This is a genomic window from Paraburkholderia sp. RL17-381-BIF-C (assembly GCF_046026435.1).
Lineage (GTDB): Bacteria > Pseudomonadota > Gammaproteobacteria > Burkholderiales > Burkholderiaceae > Paraburkholderia.
In genome coordinates, this window is record NZ_JARESX010000003.1 from 23,154 (window position 1) to 45,876 (window position 22,723).

Sequence of the window (22,723 nt, forward strand, 5' to 3'; positions counted from 1 at the left end):
ACTGAAGCCAAAGCCGTTCAAACCGCAGATGCACTAGTGGTTTCGGATGCCGCCTCAGGAATGACAGTGACTGCAGGCGCGCTGGCAGACACCTTTTTGGCGACAACCTTCTTTGCCGCGGGTTTCGTCACTGCAATTTTTTTCGCTGCAACCTTCTTCGTTGCTGCCGCGATTTTTTCGCCTACGCTTTTCTTGGCAACAGCCTTTTTGGTAGCAACCTTCTTCGCTGCCGCCTTCTTCGCAACAGTAGTCTTCGATTCCGCCGTGGCTCCAGTTGCCCCTGTGATCAGAAACTTGCTCCGGTCTTTGGCACCAGCAATCCATGCCGGCGCACGACCACGCCCGCTCCATGTTGCGCCCGTCTTGGGGTCAACGTATAGAGCCGGCTGGACACCGCGCACATAATTTCCAGCCTTGACAGCCTTCTTGGCAGCAGGTACCCCAATCCCATTGCCCTCGACCAAGTACTTCGAGCGGTTCTTGGCATTTGCAATCCAGCCGGGAGCGCGGCCCCGCCCCGACCAGGTAGCACCGGTCTTTGGGTCACGATACGTTGCAGCGGGCGCCGCCGACTTGGCGGCAGCTTTTACACCCAGCTTACGACCACGCTTCTTGCCACCACTAATGTGTGCGTTGATATCTGCAGTCGTGAGCCCGTGTTTTTCCATCAGGTCGTGGATTTTCGCGATGACGGCAGTCGAATCCTTTTTAACAATCGACTCCGCTTGCGCCTGGAGTTTTGCGATTCTTGCTTGCAGGTTTTGCAGTGTGGCCACGAGTCTTCTCCATTCTTGTCAGCAATGGCCGCACTATGCCATATCACTGCTGCAGCAAGCTATTTTGGTTCAACTATTTGCGCCAGATTGTTGCGGTGATATTCTGGGCACGGGCTTTGCAATCGCTTGAATGCGCCAATTAGGCGCATGTCATTTTAGGAATCTTGCACGATGGATGAGAGAAAACGCGACAGCATCGTCGACTATCTGCGGCGCCGGATGGCGGAGTTTGATATCGAGGTTGACGACGTTGCGGCCGCGATTGCTGCCGATCAGCTACAACAGAAATCGGCGCGCTATCGGAGTGCGACAGGTGACATATGGACAGGCGAAGGAGAATTGCCGCAGTGGCTTCAGCTAGCAGTTAGCGCAGGCCAGTCTGTCGAGCATTTCGCTGTCAATCGCACGCCGGAACCGGCACAGCCACGCCGACGGGCTCAGTCGTGCGCAGCGGCGTGCGATGAGCGCGATCGAGCTGTGCCGCACCGCCGCCCTCGGCGGCCATGTCGAACAGTGTGACGCCTGCGGTCACCAGCGCATCACCTACAACTCGTGCCGACATCGCGCCTGCCCGAAGTGCCAGTCGCTCGCGCGCGCGCAATGGCTCGAACACCGGCAGGCCGAGCTGCTGCCCGGGGTCGAGGATTTCCACGTGATCTTCACACTGCCCGAGCCCATCGCAGCACTCGCGTACCAGAACAAACGCATTCTCTACGACTTGCTGTTCCGCACCAGCGCCGAAACCCTGCGCACGATCGCCGCCGATCCGAAGCACCTGGGCGCTGGGATCGGATTCATCACGGTCTGGCATACCTGGGGGCAGAACCTGCAACACCATCCGCACGTGCACTGCGTGGTACCGGGCGGCGGCATTGCCCCGGACGGCGAACACTGGATCGCCTGTCGCCCCGGCTTCTTCCTGCCCGTACGAGTACTCTCGCGCTTGTTCCGGCGTCTGTTTCTCGAACAGCTGCGCCCTGCCTTCGACACCGGCGCACTGCATTTCTACGGCCAGCTTGAACCGCTCGCCGACGCGCAGGCGTTCGCCGCCTTTCTCGCGCCGGCCGCACAGGCCGAGTGGGTGGTCTATGCGAAGCCTCCCTTCGGCGACGCCGGACACGTACTCGACTATCTGGGCCGCTACACCCACCGCGTCGCCATCTCGAACAACCGGCTGGTCAACTTCGACGACGGCCACGTTACCTTCCGGTGGAAAGACTATAGACATCCCGGCGCAACGCAAACCATGACGCTTGAAGCCGACGAATTCATCCGCCACTTCCTGCTCCATGTGCTGCCCAACGGCCTCCAACACATTCGCAGTTACGGCCTGCTGGCCAATCGCCACTGCACCGCCAGGCTCGCCACCTGCCGCCGGCTGCTCGGCGTCGTAGCTCCCACGGACGAAATACCTGACCCGATGGAAGACTACCGCGACCGTTACCAGCGACTCACCGGCAAGTCCCTGCGCAATTGCCCCGTCTGCGGCAGGGGTCACATGGTCTGCATCGAAACCGTCCTGCCCGGCGCACTGCCGCGTGCGCCGCCACCCGTTCACCATGTTCACTGATCCGCGTTCGCACCACGACCGGTCACGTTCCCATCCATTCCGAATGGCAACGCGCCCGGCCTAGCGTCATCGAGTCCCTGCCGCAGGGGAACGCGCCACCACCGGCACCCCTAACCTCGCCAACCCAACGCTCGTACCATCCTTACGCACTCGTCCACTTCGCTTCATCGTCGTCCGTGCCCGACCAACGCGGCTGGTACGCAATGGATGACCCCGGCGGTCATTAAATGCCCATAGAGGCGACCGCCTGCGGAGCGGTTCAGCACAAACGGTTTTTTAGTTACCGATCGCGGCCAGACCTCATCGGGTCCTGCTCACAGATTCGTAGCCGCGATCGGCAACCAAAAAACCCTCTGCCTGATGTTGGTCGGCAACGGCCCTGTGGCCATCTAGATGGGCCTAGCTCCCCACTCATTTTTTAGCACGGAATGGTCGGTTTTTGTCCTATACGTTTGCGCCGCAGGAACGCTGATTGTCAAGTACACGTGAAGCGAGCAGTTTCTTGCTGCGTTCGACGCTCTTCACAAAACGGCATGGCCGAGCTACCTGCATGACAAGAAACCGAACGTGCAATCGCTAATGGAATACCGATTCACGGCTGTACTGCGTTGCCGCCACGCTTCCAACAGGGTATTTGGCAATCAAACGCGACGGAAGCTTGATTGATTACCAGCCGTCTAAGCGCCTGCGGGGATGACCACATCCAAGGTGCAGTTTTGCGTTTTTCCAGCATAGTCTGGCAATGGACGACAGCGGCGTAGCGAGTGTTTAACCTAATTGAGATATGGCACATACGGCGAAGCATAGCGTGCATGCTCCTCCAGATAGCGAGATAGATCCCCGGCGCTCACCGCAGACTTTCCAGGAATAGCTCTGCTGCACTCTTTGCTTCAAAATCAGGACCAACGCCCTTCCCCTCCAGCACCCGCCGGACCATCATCAGATGCTCTTTGGGGACAAGCAACCATTCAGCGTCCAACCCTGTAGCCAGTGCTTCCAGTGTTGAGCCGCGGGTGTCGTGCTTACCGGCCAAGGTTGCGGACAAATTCGAACGCGTCATGCCCACAAGCTCCCCCAGCTCCGTCGTCGATACCGCGCGCCGTGCGAGCAGCGATTTGATTTGTGTCGTGAATGACATCTCATACATTTCCAGGCGACGTTATGAATAACCATAACTATTGAAAAAACTTGCTCATTCAGTCCCGCACGAGCTGAGCATTGTCCGAATCCACCCATCGCGTCGCCTGCAGTCAAACCGTTTGATTAGCTGACGCGCGTTCATTCCTAACGCTCGATGACTTTTCAAGTTGCAGGCTACTTTAGCTGGCTGCGGCGAATAATTCATCACCACGCGCTTCTTCAAGTCTTCTGCATGCTGCATGCGATCTGCAGATCTCACGCCGGATACTCCCGCTTTGCCGGGTGCGGACAGCCATATCCGCCCTCGGCTATTGACATTCTCCGACGTTAATGCAGGCGAAAATTTCCGCGAAGTTTGACTCCTGAGAAGCCTCCCTTATAGCGCTGCTGTTTTCAATAAGCCCGTCCAATTCCTAAATACGTAATGCTACGCCGCAATGCGCCCACCCTCGGCGTGGCGGTAGCAAATCCCTCGCCCAAATATCGAAATCCTGATGACAGGAAACTTTCAGGAACCGCAGCACCGCGGCAACCGGATACCTGACTAACTGCACGCCTATCGACCGAAAATTTTAGAGGCGCCGAAATATAAACGCGTGTGACTTGACTGGCCACCTCCTTCTCTTTCAGGAAACACGGTGTCGCCAGTCGATTTCTCTTTTCAACTCAATACAATTGAACTCTTCGCCGGCGTTGGCGGCTTCAGGCTGGGGCTTGATCGCGTCCACGGCAGCCCTTTTCGGGTAACGCTCAGCAATCAGTTCGAACCTGCCCGCAAAGTCCAACATGCCAGCAACGTCTACCGTGCCCGATGGACCGGCGACGTTCATCTTAATGAAGACATTGCGCAGGTGTTGGCGTCGGAAGCCGGTCGTGCGGCGATCCGAAACGCGGTGCCCGATGTCGTCGTTGGGGGGTTCCCCTGCCAGGACTACTCTGTCGCGAAACCACTGGCGCAATCCCATGGCATTGCCGGCAAGAAGGGCGTCCTCTGGTGGTCAATCGCTGAATTGCTCAAACAACGTCTCGCAGACGGCAAGCCCGTCAAATACGTGATTCTGGAAAATGTAGACAGACTTATCTCTTCGCCTGCAGCGTGCCGTGGCCGGGACTTTGCGATGGTTCAGTCGACGCTTTACCGACTGGGCTACGCCGTGGAATGGCGTGTCATCAACGCGGCCGACTATGGCTTTCCGCAGCGGCGGCGACGAACGTTTATGCTCGCTTACCACGAGAGCACCGAAATCTTTCAGAACATGAGACGCGCGGTTCGAGCTCCGTCCTCATCCTGGTTCGACGGGTCGGTTCTGACACGCGCCTTCCCAGGGATGTTGAAAAACCCATTCTCCGCTGCGGCCCCAGCCCTGCGAGTTCGCAACGAACCGTTCGCCGAACAGCTTTTCTATACGCCGCTATCAACCGGCAAGAGTCGCTTCGAAAACGCTGGAGTCATGCTTGATGGTGAGGTCTGGACAGCTCGTGCAACCGCAACTGGCCTTGATGATTACACCGAGTTCACCGGCTACACGCAATCGGTGACGCTTGGCGATGTTGTGCGCAAGACGGGCGCTGTACCGACCTCCTTTTATGTTCCCAATGAGGCGGTCTCTCGTTGGGTTGCGTGCAAGTCCGCGAAGAGAGTGCCGCGAACGAAGGCCGGATTCGACTATGAGTATGCAGAAGGCTCCATGGCGTTTCCCGACCGGGTGGACCGAGCCGCACGGACCGTCATTACATCGGAAGGAGGGACTACTCCGTCGCGAACGAAACACGTGATAGAGGACCCGTCAGGAAGGCTTCGACGTCTGACCCCAGAGGAACTCGAGGAGCTGAATGGATTCCCTCGTGGCTTCACCGCCGAAGCCGGTGTCGGCGACGTCACACGAGCTATGTTGATGGGCAACGCGCTGGCAGTTGGTCTGGTTACAAGGATTGGAGAGGCACTCTTCCACGCGCACGTCGCTTCGAGAAAGCTATAGGTCCGACCTCCACTCCGATTTGCGTTTCGCTTCGGATACTGACCAACCGTTAGCTCGAAGTCGCAAGAAACCTCCGCGCGCGGGTCGTCTTTTCCTGGCGAACGGTCGCAGCTGCCGTAGGGTGCGGCAGCTGCGATCAGAAGTATCTTCCGCACTCCGGCGCGGCGATCCATTTGGGTGGCGAGCCAATGCTCGCGCACCACGCTTCTTTACGCAGCATGGACGCTGCGCCGGGCGGTCATTCGGGAGTCTGGGCTTTTCCTTGCAGGTAGCTCGATAGCGTGATTACCACCTTGCACGGGAATCCGTGCATCGTATGCAGGTGCGCAATTGACTTTGGTGCTGTAGCCGCCCCGATTCCAAAGACAAACGTCCGATAGCTGACGTCGGTGACGAACTACCGTTTGCAGAAGTGTGCGATAACCGTCTTGACGGCATCCACCACGGTGCGGCTCCTTGCAGCCAAAGTCGCCTGAGATTTGTGAACCGTTTCAACGCAATGCCATATTCGCACCTGAAAAAAGTCATCCATCACTGATACCTGAATGCATGCCTCAGGAGTGCGCTCTGGGCTACCCGTAGTATGGCGTTCGACGAATACTGTGAAGGTCCGTGGTGAGGGATAGGGTCCCAGCGGCCATTCGTATCCACTTGCATGCAACGCCTCGGACGCCCGTTCCCACAACGGCCGCCGAGGGTCGATTTCGGCAATCGCTATGTACAACGGCTCCGCATCGCGCGGCTCCGTCTCGTGTAGACCATCGAAGACTTTAACTGCGGTACGCGACCACTCGGCCGCCCATGCTTCCGCCGCATGTTGCAGACGTTTGAAATCATCGTCGCCGTCGAGCATGTCGACCGGGCTGCGGTCACCAAGGCTTCCTCGCCGTGAGGTCAAAAAACCAAGTCGCAAGTTCGGAGGAGCAGGTGCAACGATTCGGCATATCACCTGCAACCGTACGCGGTCCAACTTCGGGTCGGCCAGTAGCGCGGGGAAGTACTCACCTTCTTCGACATCGACGGCGAAGACACTCCCTTCTGCGACCCACTTCGCGAGTCGCTTCTCGCTCACACCAATGCGCATTCTGAATTCAGTCGGTGTCACCAGTTCTCCGCTTGCGATCATTTCGCGCCGCGCAGCAAGGGCTTGCTGCCACAGATGTGCGCGCAAAACCTCGCCGCCAACATCCTCCCCCGCCTCCAGGTAAGCCTCTCGAACAATCTGAACGATGCGAGCGATCACCCCGTCTGGCAACTGCGCAAACGTGGCACGGTCTGCCACCGGTAGCTGGAAATTATTTGCGGCGATTTTGCGCACAAGCGATGACGCGACAAATTGGGGCACATCGAACTCGGCGTCAATACGGCGCATGGCAATGTCCCAGCCGCTGTCACTCATACGAAACTCCTGGCACGGGAGACAAGATGACTACCCGCTCAGTCCACTGCTCGTCGGTCGATTGGGCCCAGCCGAGCGACAAGCCGTGGCCAGATGTATGATGGGCATCGGAAGTGCTGCCGTCAGTCGCGCGGTGGCGCTCGCATGTCCAAGCCTCACGCACAATCGCAACTTCGTTGATTTCCTCTGCGTCGGTGGTATCAGCCACGCGGGCAAATAGAGCACAACGGCGTCCAGGTCGGCGCTTTGCAAGCGGCACAGGATGTCTCGTACTTTCACCGTTGCCGCTCCTCACGCTGGTGCGTTCCGCTGCGCTCGTAGGTGATAAACCTGCTTCCCAAAGAAATTCGGCGGGTAATACGCCGACGGCCCGTATCTACTACTGCTAGCATTGGCACTTGGGTGGTTTTTCCTGCGTTGTACTCGCGGGCGAGCTTGCCATGAGTGATATCAATTTTTAACTTACGAAAGATTTCTGCAGCAATTTCCTCGAACGTAGCGGCCGGCGCAAGTCGGCCCGTAAATCGATTAACGCGGGTCTTGGCGAAGATGCCCGGGCTGACTCGCACTAACGTCCCATTGCCGAGAAGTCTCGCCAAAATGCGGCTTAGATGAGCAGGACTCCCGAGACCCGTCAGCTCGGACCGGAAAACTACAACGCTCTTTCGCGCAGCAATTGAACGGACGACGCGCTCTTCAAGCTTCATCGCGAATTCTCGAGATCATATCGATAGCGGCAGTGCACGCTTTTCAGCTGTCGTCAGCAATTGGTTAGCGGACGCGCGTAGAGCCCAGGATGCCTTCGTCTGCTGCAAGCAAGACGATGACGACATTTTCGTAGGTAATCTGTTCACAGCTATTCCGCGGGTCTAGGTGAGGCTCGCCAGGGTACAAAAATTCATATGGCCGCCCTTTGTCTATGCCTTGCTCGTGCGTCCACCTGTCGCTCGCTGGAAGTACGCCGCGGACCTCTTGTGAGTCCGCGGCCGAATAGCCGTGTGGCACAAGCATCACCTTGGCATCAGGGTCTGCTTCGCGAAGCAATTGCAACAGTTCGGTTACGCTCATGATTCACCTCGTCCCTGGTTGCGCAATGGCCAGCAGTGCCACGGTTTGGATGTGAACCTGCTCGGCAACGCTGCAAGCATCTTCTGGGGAGCAAGGCTCGGTGAAAAGCATGTGTCGGCACGAGGACCACCGGAAAAGGGCCTCGACGAGTGCGCTCTCGCCTGCCGACAGCGAGAGTACCTGCAGTAGTTGTCCGACGACGTTAGCATCCGGATGTTCAAGTCCATCTACACCACGACCTCTTCCGGCAGCGAATTCGCAACAGCAAAAGTACATCGCCTCCCACGCGCAACTGAGGCGTGTCGAAGACGACAATTCTTCGCTCCGCGCATCCTGCAAATAGCCACGACTGATAGCGATTCGACTGCTGTCGCCTTTTTCCTTGTCTCCCCATCTATTGCGCTCCATGCGGTGTTTCTCAACAATGTCCGCACACGGCCTGCACGAGATCTCGAGCCACGCTCGTAGCTGTTTGCGCGCGTCCTGGGCGCCAAGACCCGTTTCTGAGTTTGTATGCAAAAAATGCTGTTCGAACCCGGGAGGTACACCCCATGCCTCGTCGTCGAGCGCCAACCACGTGGTTAAGCCATACTTCTGTGCGTGTCGAATTGGTGTCATGGCTTTAAAAGTTCCGTCGAGGATCTCACCGAAACGCGGCGGTGTGCCGAGCGTTGTACCGACAACTCTGCGACGCAATTCGTCCGGCAACAGCGCTATGGTCCTGTCAGGACCAAGTGTCCGCAGCCAAGAGGTGGTAACGATAATTTGTACCTGCGGCCATGGCGCAAGAGCATCGACAAGATATGGGGCGTACTCAAAAAGCGGTCGTCCTGAATCCAAGGTTACAACGCTGTTGTCGTCCAACAGGCCATGACCGGCGTTTAGCACGCCCCCGTAGTTCAAGTAGAGGGCTGGCGCGTCAGCGAGCAACTGTTGCGACTGTTCGACAGGCTTTATCATCTTCTCCTCCGCTTGCGTGCGCGGCGCAGTTCTGTTGGTATGCCTGCCACACGTAAGGTTGAAGGCAGGTCAACGGCCGCGAGCACGTAGACCAATGCGCTGCGTTGCTTTGACGTGCGCGCCAAGTCACCACGGGGGCTGAGCATCGCGTTATGAAACGCGCGGCACAGAAGGCGAAAGACCAGTCGTTTCGACAATCCGGTCTCACCACGCCGCGTCAGTGCTCTCCGGCGCCACGTCAGACGTCGTCTCAACAGACGCGCCAATTCCTTTGCAACTCCGGCTAGCGCATACGCAACTACTCGCTCGGTCTCGCCACCCACCGAGTCCCGCAGTCGCCGTCCTTTCCGCCTCACGTCAGGCGCCCCTTCCTTGATGCGCCCGTGGTGGAAGCTGAAGCCGGTGAACCAAACATCGACTCAAGTCGGCGGGCCAACAATGCCTGTACGTCAGCGTCGCCAAGACCGACTTCGCGCTGGCAGTGAATCAATCTTGCCTCGTGCCCTTCAAATCCAGCGCTATCGTCATCAAGTGCAAGCCATCTTTTTACCCCGCAGCGCTGTACGTGGCGCAAAATCTGCACCCCTCGCGGTACCCAGGACCATACCAGCGTCAACTCATCGTGCGGATCGTATGTCGAATCGACAATACGCTCACGTAACGAGGCAGTTGAAAACTTTGCACATGTCTCATCAAAGCCCAATTCTTGTACCCACGCCGTGCTTAGCGCAATGACGACGTCTGGGTATCCAGCAAGGTGGCGCTCGAGCACAGGCGCGTATTCAAAAAACGGCGTGTCCGGCGAGCCGCTGACAAGACCATGCCTAGTTCGATATGCATCGGTACGATGGAGCGTATGGTCCAGGTCTGTGTAAAGGACAGCTGAATCGGCAGTAATAGGTTTCCTGCCGCGTTTATCTCCGAGCCTTCGAATGGGCAAGCTAGTGGAGTCTTCATTCATCGCAACTCCCGTTCGGCTCGTACCCTATCGAAGGCACAACTGAGGACGAGACTGATATGACCATCTCTGTCGGGCAGTGGCATAGCAGGCCGATGGCGACCTTGCGAAAAAGGGGGCAACGGCGATCTCGTCGTCACCAGCGAGCGCCAGCAAGAAGGCACGCTATCGAGTACCGCACGAGTTTGCTCTTCAGGCGTTGTCATCGGCAGCTCCGTCAATCACTTTCGAAGTCACGTATTCATATCTGTCGAGATTGGCATCGAATCCTGCCCACCCCGGCTTGACACGCTTGACCTGACACCAACAATTTATCTCATATACGGGATTTTTATCTCGAAAATGAAGTTTATATTTCTAATTTGTTAGTTTGCTTCGACGGACTGCTGCGCCGTGAAATATGGCAGTTTGTCCTCGGGGGACGTTGAGCAACGCCCTCGCCCCCAAAGCAGGCCTGAAGGAATATTAGGGATCGAAGTAACGGCGTGGATGCAGCGGCATCTTCCCGCCACGCGTACGCATCGCATTGCCGCTTGGCAGCAGGTAACAAGTGCGGCAGATCTTTGACGTCCTCCCCGCCCTGGAGGACGGGGTATCTCGGCGGTTCAGGATGAACTTGTGGAACGACCCGTACGACGGCTGTTCGCTCGCGACTTTGGAGACGTCGCCGAGAAGCAAAATGGGACGCTGGCCGTGCGCTGGCGTTAGGGCGAATCGATATCGGTTAGGTCAATCTGGACGCTGGTGCGCCCCAGAGCCTTCATGCACTGAAGGTAAAACGCAAAGCTAAAGCTTCCGCGGGACAGTTTGTTCGCAATGGATCGCTCTGTCTCGGGCACGCCAATGCCCTCGAGCAACGCTGCAAGTTGTTTGTATCCAATGTCTTTGCGAACCAGCTCAGCACGCAGTACGCGCCTTGCCTGCAGATACCAGTCGGTCATCCGCCCGAACCCCAATTAAAAGGCGGATTATTCCTTGCCTATCGGACTTGCAGTTCTATAATCCCATATTCGGGACTTAGTTACCATATTTGAGCCTAAAATTTCAGCTTACACCTCGCCAACTTTCTGCGCCGCGGCGACGCTTCGCTGTATGCCGAAGAATTTTTCAGGAGTTGCCATGGCTCACAGGCGTCCAGTGTCGCCACAAGCATTGGCACTGCGCGTATCGCGTCTGTTTAGTCGTGTTCGACGACGACAACGACGCAGTGGCAGATAACGCGCTCGCCGCTGCGGCCCGCGTAGTTCTCTGGCGGCTGGCTGATCTCATCTAGCGCCGAAGGCGGATGCAGACGAGCCCATTCGCAGGCCATCTGAAAAATCTGAAATTTTCGCCCCGCTGCGAAACGGGCGCGCTCGCTATATGTGCTCAGAGCAGACATCGCTCGAACACATTCGGGAGGCAGTCATGGGAAAAGGCATTCAGGTTTGGACGGAAGCAGTCATTGCGAAGAAGCAACGGCGAGGAGATGGTTCGGGAGACGGGGCTGCTTACAAGCCCTGGCTCGGAGCTCACGACGTAGCTTCCATTGGGACCCTCCATCGCTCCTTCAGTCAAGCGTTTGGACGGTCGATTCACATGCTTTCGGACGTCGAATGGCACACCTTTCTGTTGCTCGAACACTCAAGAAAGTTCACGCAGGTCTACGAGTGCTATCCGCTTGAACGTGAGGTCACGCTGCAGATTGCGGAGGCGCTACGAATCCGGCATCCGCACTACCCCGGGACGCACGTTCCAACCGTAATGACCGTTGATTTTCTCGGGGTTGATGAACGTGCAGATGACATGCGCATTGTCGCTTTTGACTGCAAACGCTCGGAGGAGGCCGAAAACGAAAACTCCATCGCGAAGTTGCAGATCACCCGCGAGTATTTTGCGGGCCGCGGCGTGCCCCACCACCTGGTTTTTCATTCAGAACTGCCGATGGAAAAGGTAAAGAACATCGAATGGATGCGCTCCACGAGCCTGAAGGAAGGAGAAATCGAGCGTTACCCCGGTTTCTTTCAAGACAAGGTCACCCAGATGGCGCGCGAACTGTCAGCCGGCACACATGCCATGCCCCTGAACAAATTTTGCTCTTCGTTCGAGTTCCGCCATCAAATGGCACCGGGTGATGGGCTCCGTGTCGCCGGGATGCTGATGTGGGAGCACATCCTGAAAGGCGACATCGGCAATCCCGACTTGAAGTCGGCGCCGCTTAACAGCTTCGTTTGCACACCCGATGCAAACCTGCCGCGTGTCGCTTCGCTATAAACGCAAACACCAGGATTTCTAAAATGGCAACCCTTTCCAATCTTGCTTATCTGAAGCCGCGCGTCGTGGAGCTTCTGCGTAGCTTCCGTCCCGTCCTTACACCTTACGCAGGTGCGCGGCTGTCGGAAAATCTGGCAGCCCCGCTGTCCGACTCCCACGCGATGTCACTCTCACAATTCCAGGCGTTCCTGCTGGAATCCATCAGTTCCACGAATCTGAATGCCTGAATCTGCCATGCTGTACAAGAATGACGTCTTCGAAGCAGCCGACGGCTGTCAGTACCGGGTACTCAAGCCTACGAAGGGGCCCGAGTACGGATGGGTAATCAACATCTCGCAAGCACATCAATGGCCAGTCGAACGAGACTTTGGCGTGCTGCGTCAACACCAGACCGCCGACAATACGGAAAGCAGACGAACGCTTCCCGATTTCGCCTTTTATCCTAAAAGATCGCAGGATCGCGCAAAAGCGGCCTACGAAGTGATCAGGCCATTGCTGTATAACGACGACGACTCTGAGAACACACGAATTTTCCATGAAGCGGAAAGGAGTCGACTCGTCCGGAAAAGGGCTAATGAGCTGGGGATATCAAAGACAACAGTCTATCGCTACCTGAATCTGTGGTGGTCACAAGGCCAAAGCAAAATCGTTCTCACACCGGGCTACACAACCAGTGAAAAGAGAAACGCAATTGGAACCAGTGGCAAGGGGCGACGTCCCGACGATGAGAGATACGCAATCTTTCAGATGAGTGCAGACGACGTTAAGTTTTGCAAGCAAATCATCCAGAAGAAATTTATAAAAAAGGCGCTCAGAACGCTCACCGGCGTCTATGCCGAACTTTGTGAAAAGCACTATTCATTCGTCGACGGTAACGGAAAATCTCTTCTCAAGCCAGAGGGAGAAAGACCCTCCATCCACCAACTGCGTGGCGTGCTGAAAAAGCACTTCACCATTGAGGAAACGCTACGTGGCAAAAAGGGCGACAAGGAGTTTGAACGCGAACACGACGCGTTCTTCGGGACATCGCAGGAAGGAGTCTACGGCGTCGGTCACATCTACGAAATAGACGCCACAATCGCTGATGTCTTTCTCGTGGCAATGGCGAATCGGGCGAGCATTATCGGCAAACCTACGCTATATCTCATCTATGACCGCAAGAGCCGTCTATGCACTGGCTTCTATGTAGGATTGGAGAACGCGTCCTGGACTGGTGCCATGCTGGCCATCCTCAGCATTGCAACCGACAAAAGAGCGCTCTGCGCAAAATACGGCGTGGAGTATGACCCGGCCGATTGGCCAGCAGACGGCGTATTTCCAGCAAGGTTTGTAGGTGACCGTGGCGAGATGGCATCAAAAAATAGCGATCGCATCTGCGATGGCATGGAGTCAACCATCTCAAACACTCAAAGCCTCTTGCCGATCCGGAAGGGATTAGTTGAGTGCGGATTCAAGCTGACGCATCAATCCATAAAAGATGAAATGCCTGGATACGATCCACCTTTTAACTCCAAGAAGCGACGAGCGGTTCAGTACCCCCTCGACGCCGCGCTAACGCTTGATGAATTCATATCCAACATCCTTCAATCGATAGTTAGACACAATCGAACCGTTATGGAAGGCTACCCTCTCTCTCCGGAACATATCCTTGCCGGTACGCCCGCCATTCCTCGGGCCCTGTGGAATGAAGATATTGCCAATAACACCGGGTCCGTTTCGCGATATCCGTATGAATATCTGCAAAAACAGCTGCTTCCCCGTAGTCAGGGAACCGTCACCCAGGAAGGCATCCAGGTTGAAGAACTGCTCTACAAGAGTGACGACAACGCTGTCAAACAATGGATGATATCTGCGGGAGTGAACGGAAACTTTAAGGTTAGCTACTCTTACGATGCCCGGCTCGTTGATTCCATCATCGTCTACGGTTCGCATGGCGACAGCTTTAGCTGTCAACTGAAGGGCGACAGCAAACAGTACGCTGGCTACTCGTTCGCCGAAGTAAAGTTCATTTTTACTGAAAAACGTAGGCTCGATAAGTCGCAAGGACAAAACAAACTTCAGGAAAGGGTGAATCTGGCGCGGCACATCCGCCAAATTGCTGAGCCCGCTGTCAAGGCTGCCAAAGTGGCAACTGCGGGTGCCGCACGTTCCACCCGGCGAGCAGACACAGCCGCGGCACGTCAGGCGGAGAAAACACTGCGGCGCCAGAACGAAGTTGTCATGCCGGCAGCAACGCCTGCGAGTGCGCCCAACAACGTCATCCCTCTGGTCTCGCGTGCCAGCAATGACGACAACACCAATCGAAATACTGCTGGCCTGTCAGAAACTGGGAGCATGCAAACTGAACCGGTAGCACCTGCGAAAGTGTCCGTTGCCGAGATTCTTCGGCGAAAAGCTATGGAGAAGACTAATGAACGCGTCAATAAATAACCCGTATCTGGTTGAAGCCCGATATGTCGAGCAACGCATACCCCACTTTCGCGACAACCCGCTCATCTGCGCGCTGCCTCGCGCGCCGACCGATGAGGAGCTGATGGAAAATCTGTTCGACCTGCCACAGTTCTCGATGGAGCAGCGCGATTGGCCCACGAGCGACCGGCTTCATATGGTCTCGCAGTTGTCCAGATTCCTGAGTCCTCTTGAGCGCCATATTCAGCTTGCCCGAGCGTTTGACACGTTTATCCGGAACGGATATGTTGACCGCGCACCGCGGTCGGCTGAACACGTTCATGTGTATCAGCAGCTCTATGAAGCAAAGCAACAAGGACGAGCCTTCCTGAGTGACTTTTCGCGGCCGCAGGAGGCGCAGCTGTCTGCGGCAGTGATCGGGTGGTCCGGAATCGGCAAGACAACGACCATTCGACGAATCTTTTCCCAGTATCCTCAAGGCATCTATCATCCAAAATTCGGGATAACGCAGATCCCGTACATTCATATCGAATGCCCCCATGACGGCATTTCGGTGAAGGGGCTGGCCGCTTCCATTATCCGCAAGCTGGATCAGTTAGTGCCGGACGTCGATTACTATGACTTGTATCTCAAACGTCCTGGCACAGGCGAAACCCTGTTGAACCATGCGGCGCGCGTAATGCACAACCATTTTGTCGGCGTGCTGGTAGTGGACGAAATTCACAACCTGAAGAACGCAGGTCGGAACAAAACGACTTTGATGGCCGCGCTCGTCACGGCTTCTAACGAACTCAAGGTTCCAATTGTGTTTGTTGGAACCAATAAAGCCGTCAAAGTGCTTGGCATTGACTTTAGCAGTGGACGTCGAAGCTCGGCAGCCGGTTTCCCGGTGTGGACTGCCCTGAAACAAAGCGGCGACCTTGAGAAGCCCGGCGAATGGGAGGACTTCCTCGCGTCGCTATGGCCGTTCCAATGGATACAGCATCCGGTTGAGCTTAATCAGTATCTGGCAAACTACATGTTCGATTGCTCCCAAGGCATTCCCGACATTGCTATCAAGCTTTTCGCCTGTGCTCAATGGCGCGCGATGCTTGACGGCACAGAAACCTTTTCCGTCAATACCCTCGCTGAGGTAATGAACAGCGAGCTCGTGCGCGTCGCCCCGATGCTTGACGCCATCCGCGAGGATGACATGGACGCGTTGAACCAGTTCGAAGACATCGCGCCGCTCCATTTCTCTTCATTGCTCGATGATGCGCTCAATTCGTATGAGGGCGTGCGACAACGCGGCGCTGAAATCAAACCTGGTCACGCCGCGTTCGTTCCGCGCGTGAGTGGGGTTCTTGTCGAAGCTGGCATTGATGAAGCCCGAGCAGTTTCGATGGCGCAAAAAGTCGAGAATGAGGGCAAGGTCACTGGCGTCGTCGAAGGCGCGTCTGCTGCTCTCAAGCTGGCAAAGCCTCCGAAGGCGGCTCGAAAAAAGGCACAGGAAACGCCCGAAGAACTCGTCCAACTGGCTCCTGATGATTATCGCAATGCGATTCGCTCAGCGAAGCGCGACGGCGGCACTGTCTTCAGTCATCTGAAAACCATCGGCGCAGCTCGTCGCCTCGACGATATCCTCGACCTCGTCTAGCTACGATGTACTTCCCGCAGCCCTACCCGGATGAACTGCTGGGTAGCCTCTTCATCCGGGCTTGTCATCATTTGGCGGTGACACCGCGTGCGCTGATCGCCGTTCTTTCAGAAGGCGGGGATAGTGTTCCATCGTTCATTTACCCCAGCTTGATTGCTGCCATCGCACGCCTTACGGGCATGTCTGCACACGAGGTGCTCTGGCAGCACACCGTTTTTCCCTACGTGTCCATAGTTCTTGACTCGACGCGCCGAGACATCCTCGAAGCACAGATATTGGATTCGGATGCACCTGGAAGCAGCCTGCGTCTTCGATCCACCTTCCCCTCCCACATTAGCGCCCTATCCTTTCGCCGGTCGTGCGAGGTTTGTCAACGGCACGACAGGACGACTTGGGGGGAAGACTACTGGCACCGAATTCACACATTGCCAGGTGTGCTGGTGTGTCCTATCCATGGATCACCATTGTTAATTTCGCACGTGCCTCTGCTGGCACAGATCACTCAAGAACACAATCGGTTGCCTCACGAGCTGGATTTTGACAGACGCCGCTGGCCGGCCAGCGAACCGACCTTGCGAGACCTGGCATCAGAGGTGAAGGCCGCGTTAAGGTGCGAGATCAACGCGTGGGACTATTGTCTGCAATCTTGCCAGAATGCGGCAACAAGCCGTGGATACGAATACGGCGCACGCGCGAAATCGGTCAACCAGCTGGCGATTGATTTTGAGCACTACTTTGGGTCACGTCTTCTGGAAGAGCTGGGGTTACCTCTCTTGACGTGCTCGTCAGACGCTTGGCCCGTAGAGCTGCTTCGCGGCCGACGGCCCGCCATGCAGTTGCAATTGCGCCTCATTCTGCTCAGATCATTTCTGCTGGACCATGCGGCTCAGTCGTGAACCGCGTTGTACAGCGGATCGGCGACGATTCCGCCCTAGACCAGGAACACAGCCATATCGAGGCAGAAGTGCCATCTCTAGGCGGTGCGTTCCTAGTCAGTGGTGGTCTTTTCGACCTGCGCATCGGAGGCCTGAATCGACTCGCCCCCGTTTGCTGGCGTGATGACGTAAGCATGGACATGCCGCAGCTTCAGTTTCTCAACAGTTCCCGTAACTCCGGCGTGCGGACCGGATATTACTCTCAGCATGTCGCCGGCGCGAAACCGCAGCTTCGACAGCGCAGCTTCGTCTATGGCACGGTCCCACAGCGCCTTTATCTTAAGCGTCGCTTCTGCTTGCATACCAAGCATCCGATCAGAAAATACCCACGCTTTTCGAAGGGGTTCGACTGCTTCGACAGCCTTTCCGGTATCGAGCAAGGCCATGCCCTTTTTAATCGACTCAACCCTGATATTCTCGAGTAGAGCATCGTTGAAAGGGTATGTGAAGAGAACCCATTCGGAGACGTGCCCCTCTGGATTCTTCAACTGGAACTCATATCCACGCCAGCTCAGTTGTGCCTCTGGCTCGTTATCGCTCGATGCCAGTTCCAAGTAGTCGCCAAAATAGATAGTCGGTAGTTGCCAATAGAGATGCCCGCCGTCAGACGGAACCCCAAATTCGCTGCGACGACGGTGCGCGACAACGACGCCTGGCACGAAATCCTCACCTTTAAATACAATCGCTGCTTTATAACCACGATGCAACCCGTTCTCGGTATCGGGCACCCGTGACCACGTAACCTCTTTCAATACCGGGACGACACGCTGCCCGCCCGCAGACGCTTTGTAGCCGCGCATCGCGACTTCCTTCGAGTGATGGAACGGCACGCGTCCCGGTTGCTTCGGCATCATGCGAGTCCGAATTGCGGTCAACCACGACAAGTCTTTCACTGCGGCGCTCATCAAAGCAAGGTGCGTCGACGTTAGCGAAGATTGTGCTTCCTCCAGGTCAGATCCGAGGCGCGCCGCCTTTGCCTCAAGCTCGTTGACCTGCTCCCGCGACGAGACTTGTGCGTCTAGCAATTGCTTCTCAAGTACGCTTTGTTGAGCCTTGAGCTCGTCGACCCGCTGAACGAGCGAGGGATCTGTTTGCTCCACTACTTTCCGTCGTAGTTCGGGATCAAGATCCTGAAGTCGCTCCATTAGGTCATTAACGCGTTGTTGGTCCTCTGCGTCAGACGAACCCTTTAGTCGATCCCACAAGCGAGGGAAGAACGTATGAAGGTCAACGCCGGCGTAGAACTGCACGCGTGAGCGCGCGACCGCAGCGGCAAGCTTGGCCAGGACGTGGTTATACTTTTCTGAAATTTTGGAAGGGTCCGATTCGTAGAATGCCCAAAGGACGTCTGGATTCAGCCCAGGATCAGTCACCAAGTCTGCCAGACTTGACATGAAAATGTCGTCCCATCCCCCACAGCCCATTACTACCAACGTCCGGTTCTGTAGTAGCTTCTCCAGCGAGCGCTTTAACTGAGGCCTGGCCTGCCCGATTTGCGCTGGCACATGGAGCGTATCGGAGCCATGCCAATATCCATGCAAATGGACGACCTCAACGCCGGGACCCTGCGATTGGCCAATCGTCCCATCTACCGTTAGCACAGTACGAAAATACGTCTCCCCCGCAGCTCGGACAGCGACCTGGATAAGCGGATCGAAGTTCGTGGTCAACACTGTCCGTCCGATGTGCCCAGGGCGCTTAGCGAGCAGTTGCCCGAGTGCGACTACAGACGGACGGAGGTGCCACCCTTTGGTATCGTCGTCCAATGCACCTGAAGCCTGTGGACCGTACGAGTTTGAAACGGCGGCGTCCGGCTTACCCGACGGAAGCGGCTTACGTGCCTGGAGTACAGCTCGTCGAATGACGGCATTGGCTGCGTCCTGTCCGCGACGCCCCTGTAGTTCAGCGAAAGCGTTTCGATAAGCTTCGCTGGGGTCTTTCGACACATGCGCTGGCCCGAGCGCCCCGGGGGAGTCACTTAATGCCTCCTCCACAAGGGTGACCACGCCCGCGACGTTGGGAACCCCAGGTGCATCCTCGGCTTCGGGAATTGTAAGAGCGGATCCGAAGAAGAACACAACCTCTCGCTGAGCGTGGATCAGACGATCAAGGAGAACATCAACACCATGAAACCGAATATCTGAATCGCTCACTGTCGCACCAAGCCTTTTGACGAATTCGGCAATTCTAGCTTAGTGCACGTCACGATCAGGTGTTCGCCCTTTGGCGTCTCCTTCTTTGCGTCGCCGTCGAGCGCCGCCAGCTCTGCTCTCCCAAAGACGCTTGCCACCGGCTGCTCTGCGGAGGTGGTCTTGCGACCGCGCATCGCCCTGCCACATTTAAGGTGGCATAGCTCAAACTCTCAGTCATTGGTGAGGATATCCGGGAGCGGATCGAGCAGCATGTCGGCTAGCCGCTCATCAATCTCAGTGCGTATCCAATCATAGTCCGGGACCATCCGCGCATCGCGACGGCATGAACATCTGCCAGCGAGCCAACGACATGCGGCAGAATTACCAGCGCGACAATCGGCGAATGCGGCTCGATCTTCGAGTGGCGGCCACGCTTCGCCCTTTTGCGCTCATCAATCATCGCGTCCAACGCCTCACGGGCAGGTCGTGCTTGCTCTATAAGAATGACCGTTGCCGACGCGCCCTCTCGCATACGCGTGATTACTGTTCTCATTTTTTCAGATTCGATCTTCTGAAAAATTCAGAATCGTCCCCTACGTTCTGCCACTCGCTACACGCTCCAACAAGTCCTTGGAGAGAAAATATGTGGTTGCAGTCAGTTGAACGGATTCACGGCCGTCTGCATGGCAGGCTCGTGTCAGAAAAAGGCGTGGTTGAGTGGATGGATATGCAATCCATCTGGCAGCACCAGCTTCCGCTTGCGCGTCGGACGAAAGCGTCTGCGGTAACAAGACTCCATGAATGGGAAGTTACGGACGCTAGCGAATATTTGCAGCTGGCTGGACTGGACGCTGACCTGGCGGGCGGACACACGGTCTATGGTTTCAGTTACAACGGGCTTCGGTTCCTGGTGCCGGCAATACTTGTTAGCAAGGGGCTTTTTCAACCAAACGCGACATTATTTGAATACCTTTATCGGCCGTCGGCGCTGGAATTGCTGCTTGCGCCGGTCCCCGAGGCTGAGACCGTGACTGTGCGACTACTTCCACGGTATGCGAGGACTCACAGGGTCCCGTCCGATTCGGCTCTGGCAAATCTTGGCTGGCTTTACTGCTTTCCTTCCGCGAGAGATGCGTGGAATTCCGTTTACAGTAGCGCGGCTCGAGGACTAGTCCATGTGACTATGCCGAAAGTGCAGGCGCACCTGCACTTGCGAGGCGTGCTCTCCGATAGCACCTTGGCGGTTTCTAGCCTGAGCATCAGGTTATTCCAGCCGATGGAACGCCCCTTTGAGTGGGCTGGGATACAGCCGGATCAATTCTGTCATAGACCGAAAGCCGGAAGCGTCGCGCCAAAGGCACGTTTGATAAAAGCCGACATTGAAAAAGGTCCGAATGGCTGGGCACTGTCAGAGTGGGAATGGCACAGTATCAAACACCTCTTTTCCCCACACCTGCGACAGAGGACCGACGAACAGATACGTACACTTGTGAGCGCCATCCTCGTGAAGCTGGGTTCAGGCAGCGGTTGGATGGCTGTCAATGCGAGCCATGGCACGACGGCGAAAGTCAGCTCATTCTATCGGAACAACTGCGTATCTGGCCGTTGGAACGAAGTCGAGAGAATCATTCGAAAGCTTAGAAAAAGCCCTGGACCCGATGAAAAGGCGGCGGCATCTCTACATCCTAGTAAACCAGAAGACAATGACATCAAGCGCCCCTCCGAGTGATGAAAACCGGGCCGATTTGAACGGCTACACTCACCGCGGCCAACGCCGGTGGGGCGCCTAGCGATGGTGCCGATACGCTCGGGCCAGATTTGATTTACTAATCTGCGGACAGCATTGCGACGAATCAGGCCAGATGCATTTGCTCGCGAGCTCGCGGGTGTTTTTTACAAACCTTTTAGAATCATAAAGATAGCTCGTCCAGTCAGGACAGGTTTTATTTACGAGCAACCAGCACCGTTTTCGCAGAGCGGGCAGACTGCGCGAGTAGGTGCGCAAGTGCCGGTCTGCCCGACCAGGCAGTGTCGGCGGCAAGGTGAATCACGCGAAAATCGCGCGCGGGCAACGGTCCACCCTGTGTGGTCGCCCCCTTTTTAGTTTATTTTTTTGCACTTGCACAACCGTCCGATCGCGCCGGATACTGACTTGGCCCGCGTCGTCTCCTCAGCGGGTGCATCAGTCTTCGCCCGCTTCGCGCGGGCTTCTTTTGAACGATGGATGCGAACGTCAGGAGGCGCCATGAAAGTCTGCGATGGATGCTCCGATATCGACGGCCGGCCCGTCGATGTTCAACGGCAGGAAAACCTCACCCTGATTGGCGTGGCGGAGCGCAACGGCGCGCTCGTTCTCGAGCACTACCGCTGCGACAAATGCCGGGCCATTATCGCCAGACAATTCGCCGGTGATTCCGACGAACGAATCTGGAGCGTTATCGAAACAGCCCATTGAGCGGTCGCCGCCGCTGCCGCCTGATGCTTGACCTATCGAACAAGGAACCCATAGGTGAGCGGATCACGCTCATCCAGTAGCCAGGTTGCCAGGCCGCAGACAAAAGCATTACCTTCCACCTCCGGAATCACGGCCTTGAAATCACCCACGGTCGTCTCGCTCAGAACACGCCCTTTGAACACCGTGCCGATAATGGACTCGTTCACCAGCGTGTCGTCCTTGCCCAACTTGCCGCGCAAATAAAGCTGCGCGACCCGTCCTCCGGTCCCGGAACCGGTTGGTGAACGGTCCACCTCACGGTCCGCAAACACGCAACAGTTGGCTTGCGTCGACTCCGCGTGCCGCGGCGCATTCGCAATGATGGTGCCGTAGATGTGATTGATCTCCGGAATATGCGGGTGCTCGACGGGAAACGCCCTGTTTGCCGCCTCCTTGACTTCGGCGCCGAAGCGCACGAGTTCTTCCACCGACGATTCCCGCACTTCGAGACCATGCGGCGCTCCGTCGGTATAAAAGTAGAACGCGCCGCCGAATGCGATATCGCCGGTCACCGAACCGAACGACGGCGTCTCTACGGTCACGTCCTGCTTCCAGATAAACGACGGCACGTTGACGAAGCGAACGTTGCCCGCGTGCTCGCCGTCCCACTTCACAAAGGCTTCGATGAAGCCGCACGGCGCATCGATGCCGATGCGCGTTTCGGGTATCTGACGCTGCACCCAACCCAGTTCGACCGCCGCCGTCGACAGCGCAATGACGCCGTGGCCGCAATGGTCGCTATACCCCTCGTTATGAAGGAAGATGATGCCGAAATCAGCGCCGGGGCTGACCGGTTCCGTCAGATATCCGCCGTACATGTCGGCATGCCCACGCGGCTCGAACATCAGAGCCCGGCGGATATCGTCGGCGTTTTCCTTCAGCCACGCGCGCCGCTTGACGATCGTGTCGCCAGGCAGACGCGGCAAACCGCTGGTGACAATGCGGAATGCCTCTCCGCCGGTGTGGACTTCGACAGTCTGGATCGTGCGTGAAATTTTCATGTTTGCTTCGTGA

Annotated in this window: 21 protein-coding genes; 10 read left to right on the top strand and 11 right to left on the bottom strand. The window is 56.6% G+C overall.

Features of this window, described 5'->3' with window-relative positions:
- Positions 1-17: 17 nt before the first annotated feature.
- Positions 18-776: an H-NS family nucleoid-associated regulatory protein gene (locus tag P0D70_RS03045; RefSeq protein WP_408182471.1), complete on the bottom strand. Its 759-nt coding sequence runs from the start codon at positions 774-776 to the stop codon at positions 18-20.
- A gap of 171 nt (positions 777-947) precedes the next feature.
- On the opposite strand from P0D70_RS03045, the gene P0D70_RS03050 reads away from it, so the two are divergent.
- Positions 948-1,295: an H-NS family nucleoid-associated regulatory protein gene (locus tag P0D70_RS03050; RefSeq protein WP_408182473.1), complete on the top strand. Its 348-nt coding sequence runs from the start codon at positions 948-950 to the stop codon at positions 1,293-1,295.
- Entirely contained in the window at positions 1,177-2,346 is a 1,170-nt protein-coding gene (locus P0D70_RS03055) for an IS91 family transposase (protein WP_408182937.1), read from the top strand. The genes P0D70_RS03050 and P0D70_RS03055 overlap by 119 nt, the downstream gene beginning before the upstream one ends.
- Positions 2,347-3,193: 847 nt before the next feature.
- Here P0D70_RS03055 and P0D70_RS03060 read toward each other — a convergent pair.
- On the bottom strand, positions 3,194-3,484 hold the full coding sequence (locus tag P0D70_RS03060) for a helix-turn-helix domain-containing protein (protein WP_408182475.1): 291 nt from the start codon (positions 3,482-3,484) through the stop codon (positions 3,194-3,196).
- Between the two features lie 640 nt (positions 3,485-4,124).
- On the opposite strand from P0D70_RS03060, the gene dcm reads away from it, so the two are divergent.
- Positions 4,125-5,465 (top strand): DNA (cytosine-5-)-methyltransferase, encoded by a 1,341-nt coding sequence (gene dcm / locus P0D70_RS03065; protein ID WP_408182477.1) that lies wholly within the window; start codon positions 4,125-4,127, stop codon positions 5,463-5,465.
- Positions 5,466-5,862: 397 nt separating this feature from the next.
- On the opposite strand, the gene P0D70_RS03070 is transcribed toward dcm, so the two are convergent.
- From P0D70_RS03070 to P0D70_RS03095, 6 genes are all read right to left on the bottom strand, one after another.
- Entirely contained in the window at positions 5,863-6,864 is a 1,002-nt protein-coding gene (locus P0D70_RS03070; protein WP_408182479.1) for a hypothetical protein, read from the bottom strand.
- A gap of 275 nt (positions 6,865-7,139) precedes the next feature.
- On the bottom strand, positions 7,140-7,571 hold the full coding sequence (locus P0D70_RS03075) for a DUF6088 family protein (protein ID WP_408182481.1): 432 nt from the start codon (positions 7,569-7,571) through the stop codon (positions 7,140-7,142).
- Between the two features lie 64 nt (positions 7,572-7,635).
- Positions 7,636-7,932, bottom strand: a complete 297-nt coding sequence (locus P0D70_RS03080) for a hypothetical protein (RefSeq protein ID WP_408182483.1) — start codon at positions 7,930-7,932, stop codon at positions 7,636-7,638.
- Between the two features lie 3 nt (positions 7,933-7,935).
- Positions 7,936-8,892 (bottom strand): HAD domain-containing protein, encoded by a 957-nt coding sequence (locus tag P0D70_RS03085; RefSeq protein ID WP_408182485.1) that lies wholly within the window; start codon positions 8,890-8,892, stop codon positions 7,936-7,938.
- Between the two features lie 352 nt (positions 8,893-9,244).
- A complete protein-coding gene (locus P0D70_RS03090) occupies positions 9,245-9,853 on the bottom strand; it encodes an HAD domain-containing protein (RefSeq protein WP_408182487.1) in 609 nt (202 codons plus the stop codon).
- A gap of 701 nt (positions 9,854-10,554) precedes the next feature.
- Positions 10,555-10,791, bottom strand: a complete 237-nt coding sequence (locus P0D70_RS03095; protein WP_408182489.1) for a DUF6471 domain-containing protein — start codon at positions 10,789-10,791, stop codon at positions 10,555-10,557.
- 466 nt (positions 10,792-11,257) lie between these two features.
- Here P0D70_RS03095 and P0D70_RS03100 point away from each other — a divergent pair, with 466 nt between their 5' ends.
- The 5 genes from P0D70_RS03100 to P0D70_RS03120 are packed head-to-tail and all read left to right on the top strand — an operon-like array spanning position 11,258 to position 17,044.
- Complete coding sequence (locus tag P0D70_RS03100) at positions 11,258-12,103, top strand: TnsA endonuclease N-terminal domain-containing protein (protein ID WP_408182491.1); 846 nt, start codon at positions 11,258-11,260, stop codon at positions 12,101-12,103.
- Between the two features lie 23 nt (positions 12,104-12,126).
- The gene (locus P0D70_RS03105; protein ID WP_408182493.1) at positions 12,127-12,330 is read left to right on the top strand and encodes a hypothetical protein; all 204 of its coding nucleotides are present in this window, start codon (positions 12,127-12,129) and stop codon (positions 12,328-12,330) included.
- Positions 12,323-14,533 carry a TnsB C-terminal domain-containing protein gene (locus P0D70_RS03110; RefSeq protein ID WP_408182495.1) on the top strand — a complete coding sequence of 737 codons (2,211 nt, stop codon included), beginning with the start codon at positions 12,323-12,325 and terminating at the stop codon, positions 14,531-14,533. The genes P0D70_RS03105 and P0D70_RS03110 overlap by 8 nt, the downstream gene beginning before the upstream one ends.
- A complete protein-coding gene (locus tag P0D70_RS03115; protein ID WP_408182497.1) occupies positions 14,514-16,148 on the top strand; it encodes an AAA family ATPase in 1,635 nt (544 codons plus the stop codon). The genes P0D70_RS03110 and P0D70_RS03115 overlap by 20 nt, the downstream gene beginning before the upstream one ends.
- Positions 16,149-16,153: 5 nt before the next feature.
- Positions 16,154-17,044, top strand: a complete 891-nt coding sequence (locus tag P0D70_RS03120) for a TniQ family protein (RefSeq protein WP_408182500.1) — start codon at positions 16,154-16,156, stop codon at positions 17,042-17,044.
- A 92-nt stretch (positions 17,045-17,136) separates the two neighbouring features.
- On the opposite strand, the gene P0D70_RS03125 is transcribed toward P0D70_RS03120, so the two are convergent.
- Positions 17,137-19,236, bottom strand: a complete 2,100-nt coding sequence (locus P0D70_RS03125; protein WP_408182502.1) for an SIR2 family protein — start codon at positions 19,234-19,236, stop codon at positions 17,137-17,139.
- 256 nt (positions 19,237-19,492) lie between these two features.
- Positions 19,493-19,768, bottom strand: a complete 276-nt coding sequence (locus P0D70_RS03130) for a hypothetical protein (protein ID WP_408182504.1) — start codon at positions 19,766-19,768, stop codon at positions 19,493-19,495.
- Between the two features lie 90 nt (positions 19,769-19,858).
- Here P0D70_RS03130 and P0D70_RS03135 point away from each other — a divergent pair, with 90 nt between their 5' ends.
- Positions 19,859-20,944: a hypothetical protein gene (locus P0D70_RS03135; protein WP_408182507.1), complete on the top strand. Its 1,086-nt coding sequence runs from the start codon at positions 19,859-19,861 to the stop codon at positions 20,942-20,944.
- A 516-nt stretch (positions 20,945-21,460) separates the two neighbouring features.
- Positions 21,461-21,670 (top strand): hypothetical protein, encoded by a 210-nt coding sequence (locus P0D70_RS03140; protein ID WP_091807690.1) that lies wholly within the window; start codon positions 21,461-21,463, stop codon positions 21,668-21,670.
- Positions 21,671-21,702: 32 nt separating this feature from the next.
- On the opposite strand, the gene lhpH is transcribed toward P0D70_RS03140, so the two are convergent.
- Positions 21,703-22,710, bottom strand: a complete 1,008-nt coding sequence (gene lhpH / locus P0D70_RS03145) for a trans-3-hydroxy-L-proline dehydratase (RefSeq protein WP_091807687.1) — start codon at positions 22,708-22,710, stop codon at positions 21,703-21,705.
- Positions 22,711-22,723: the final 13 nt, after the last annotated feature.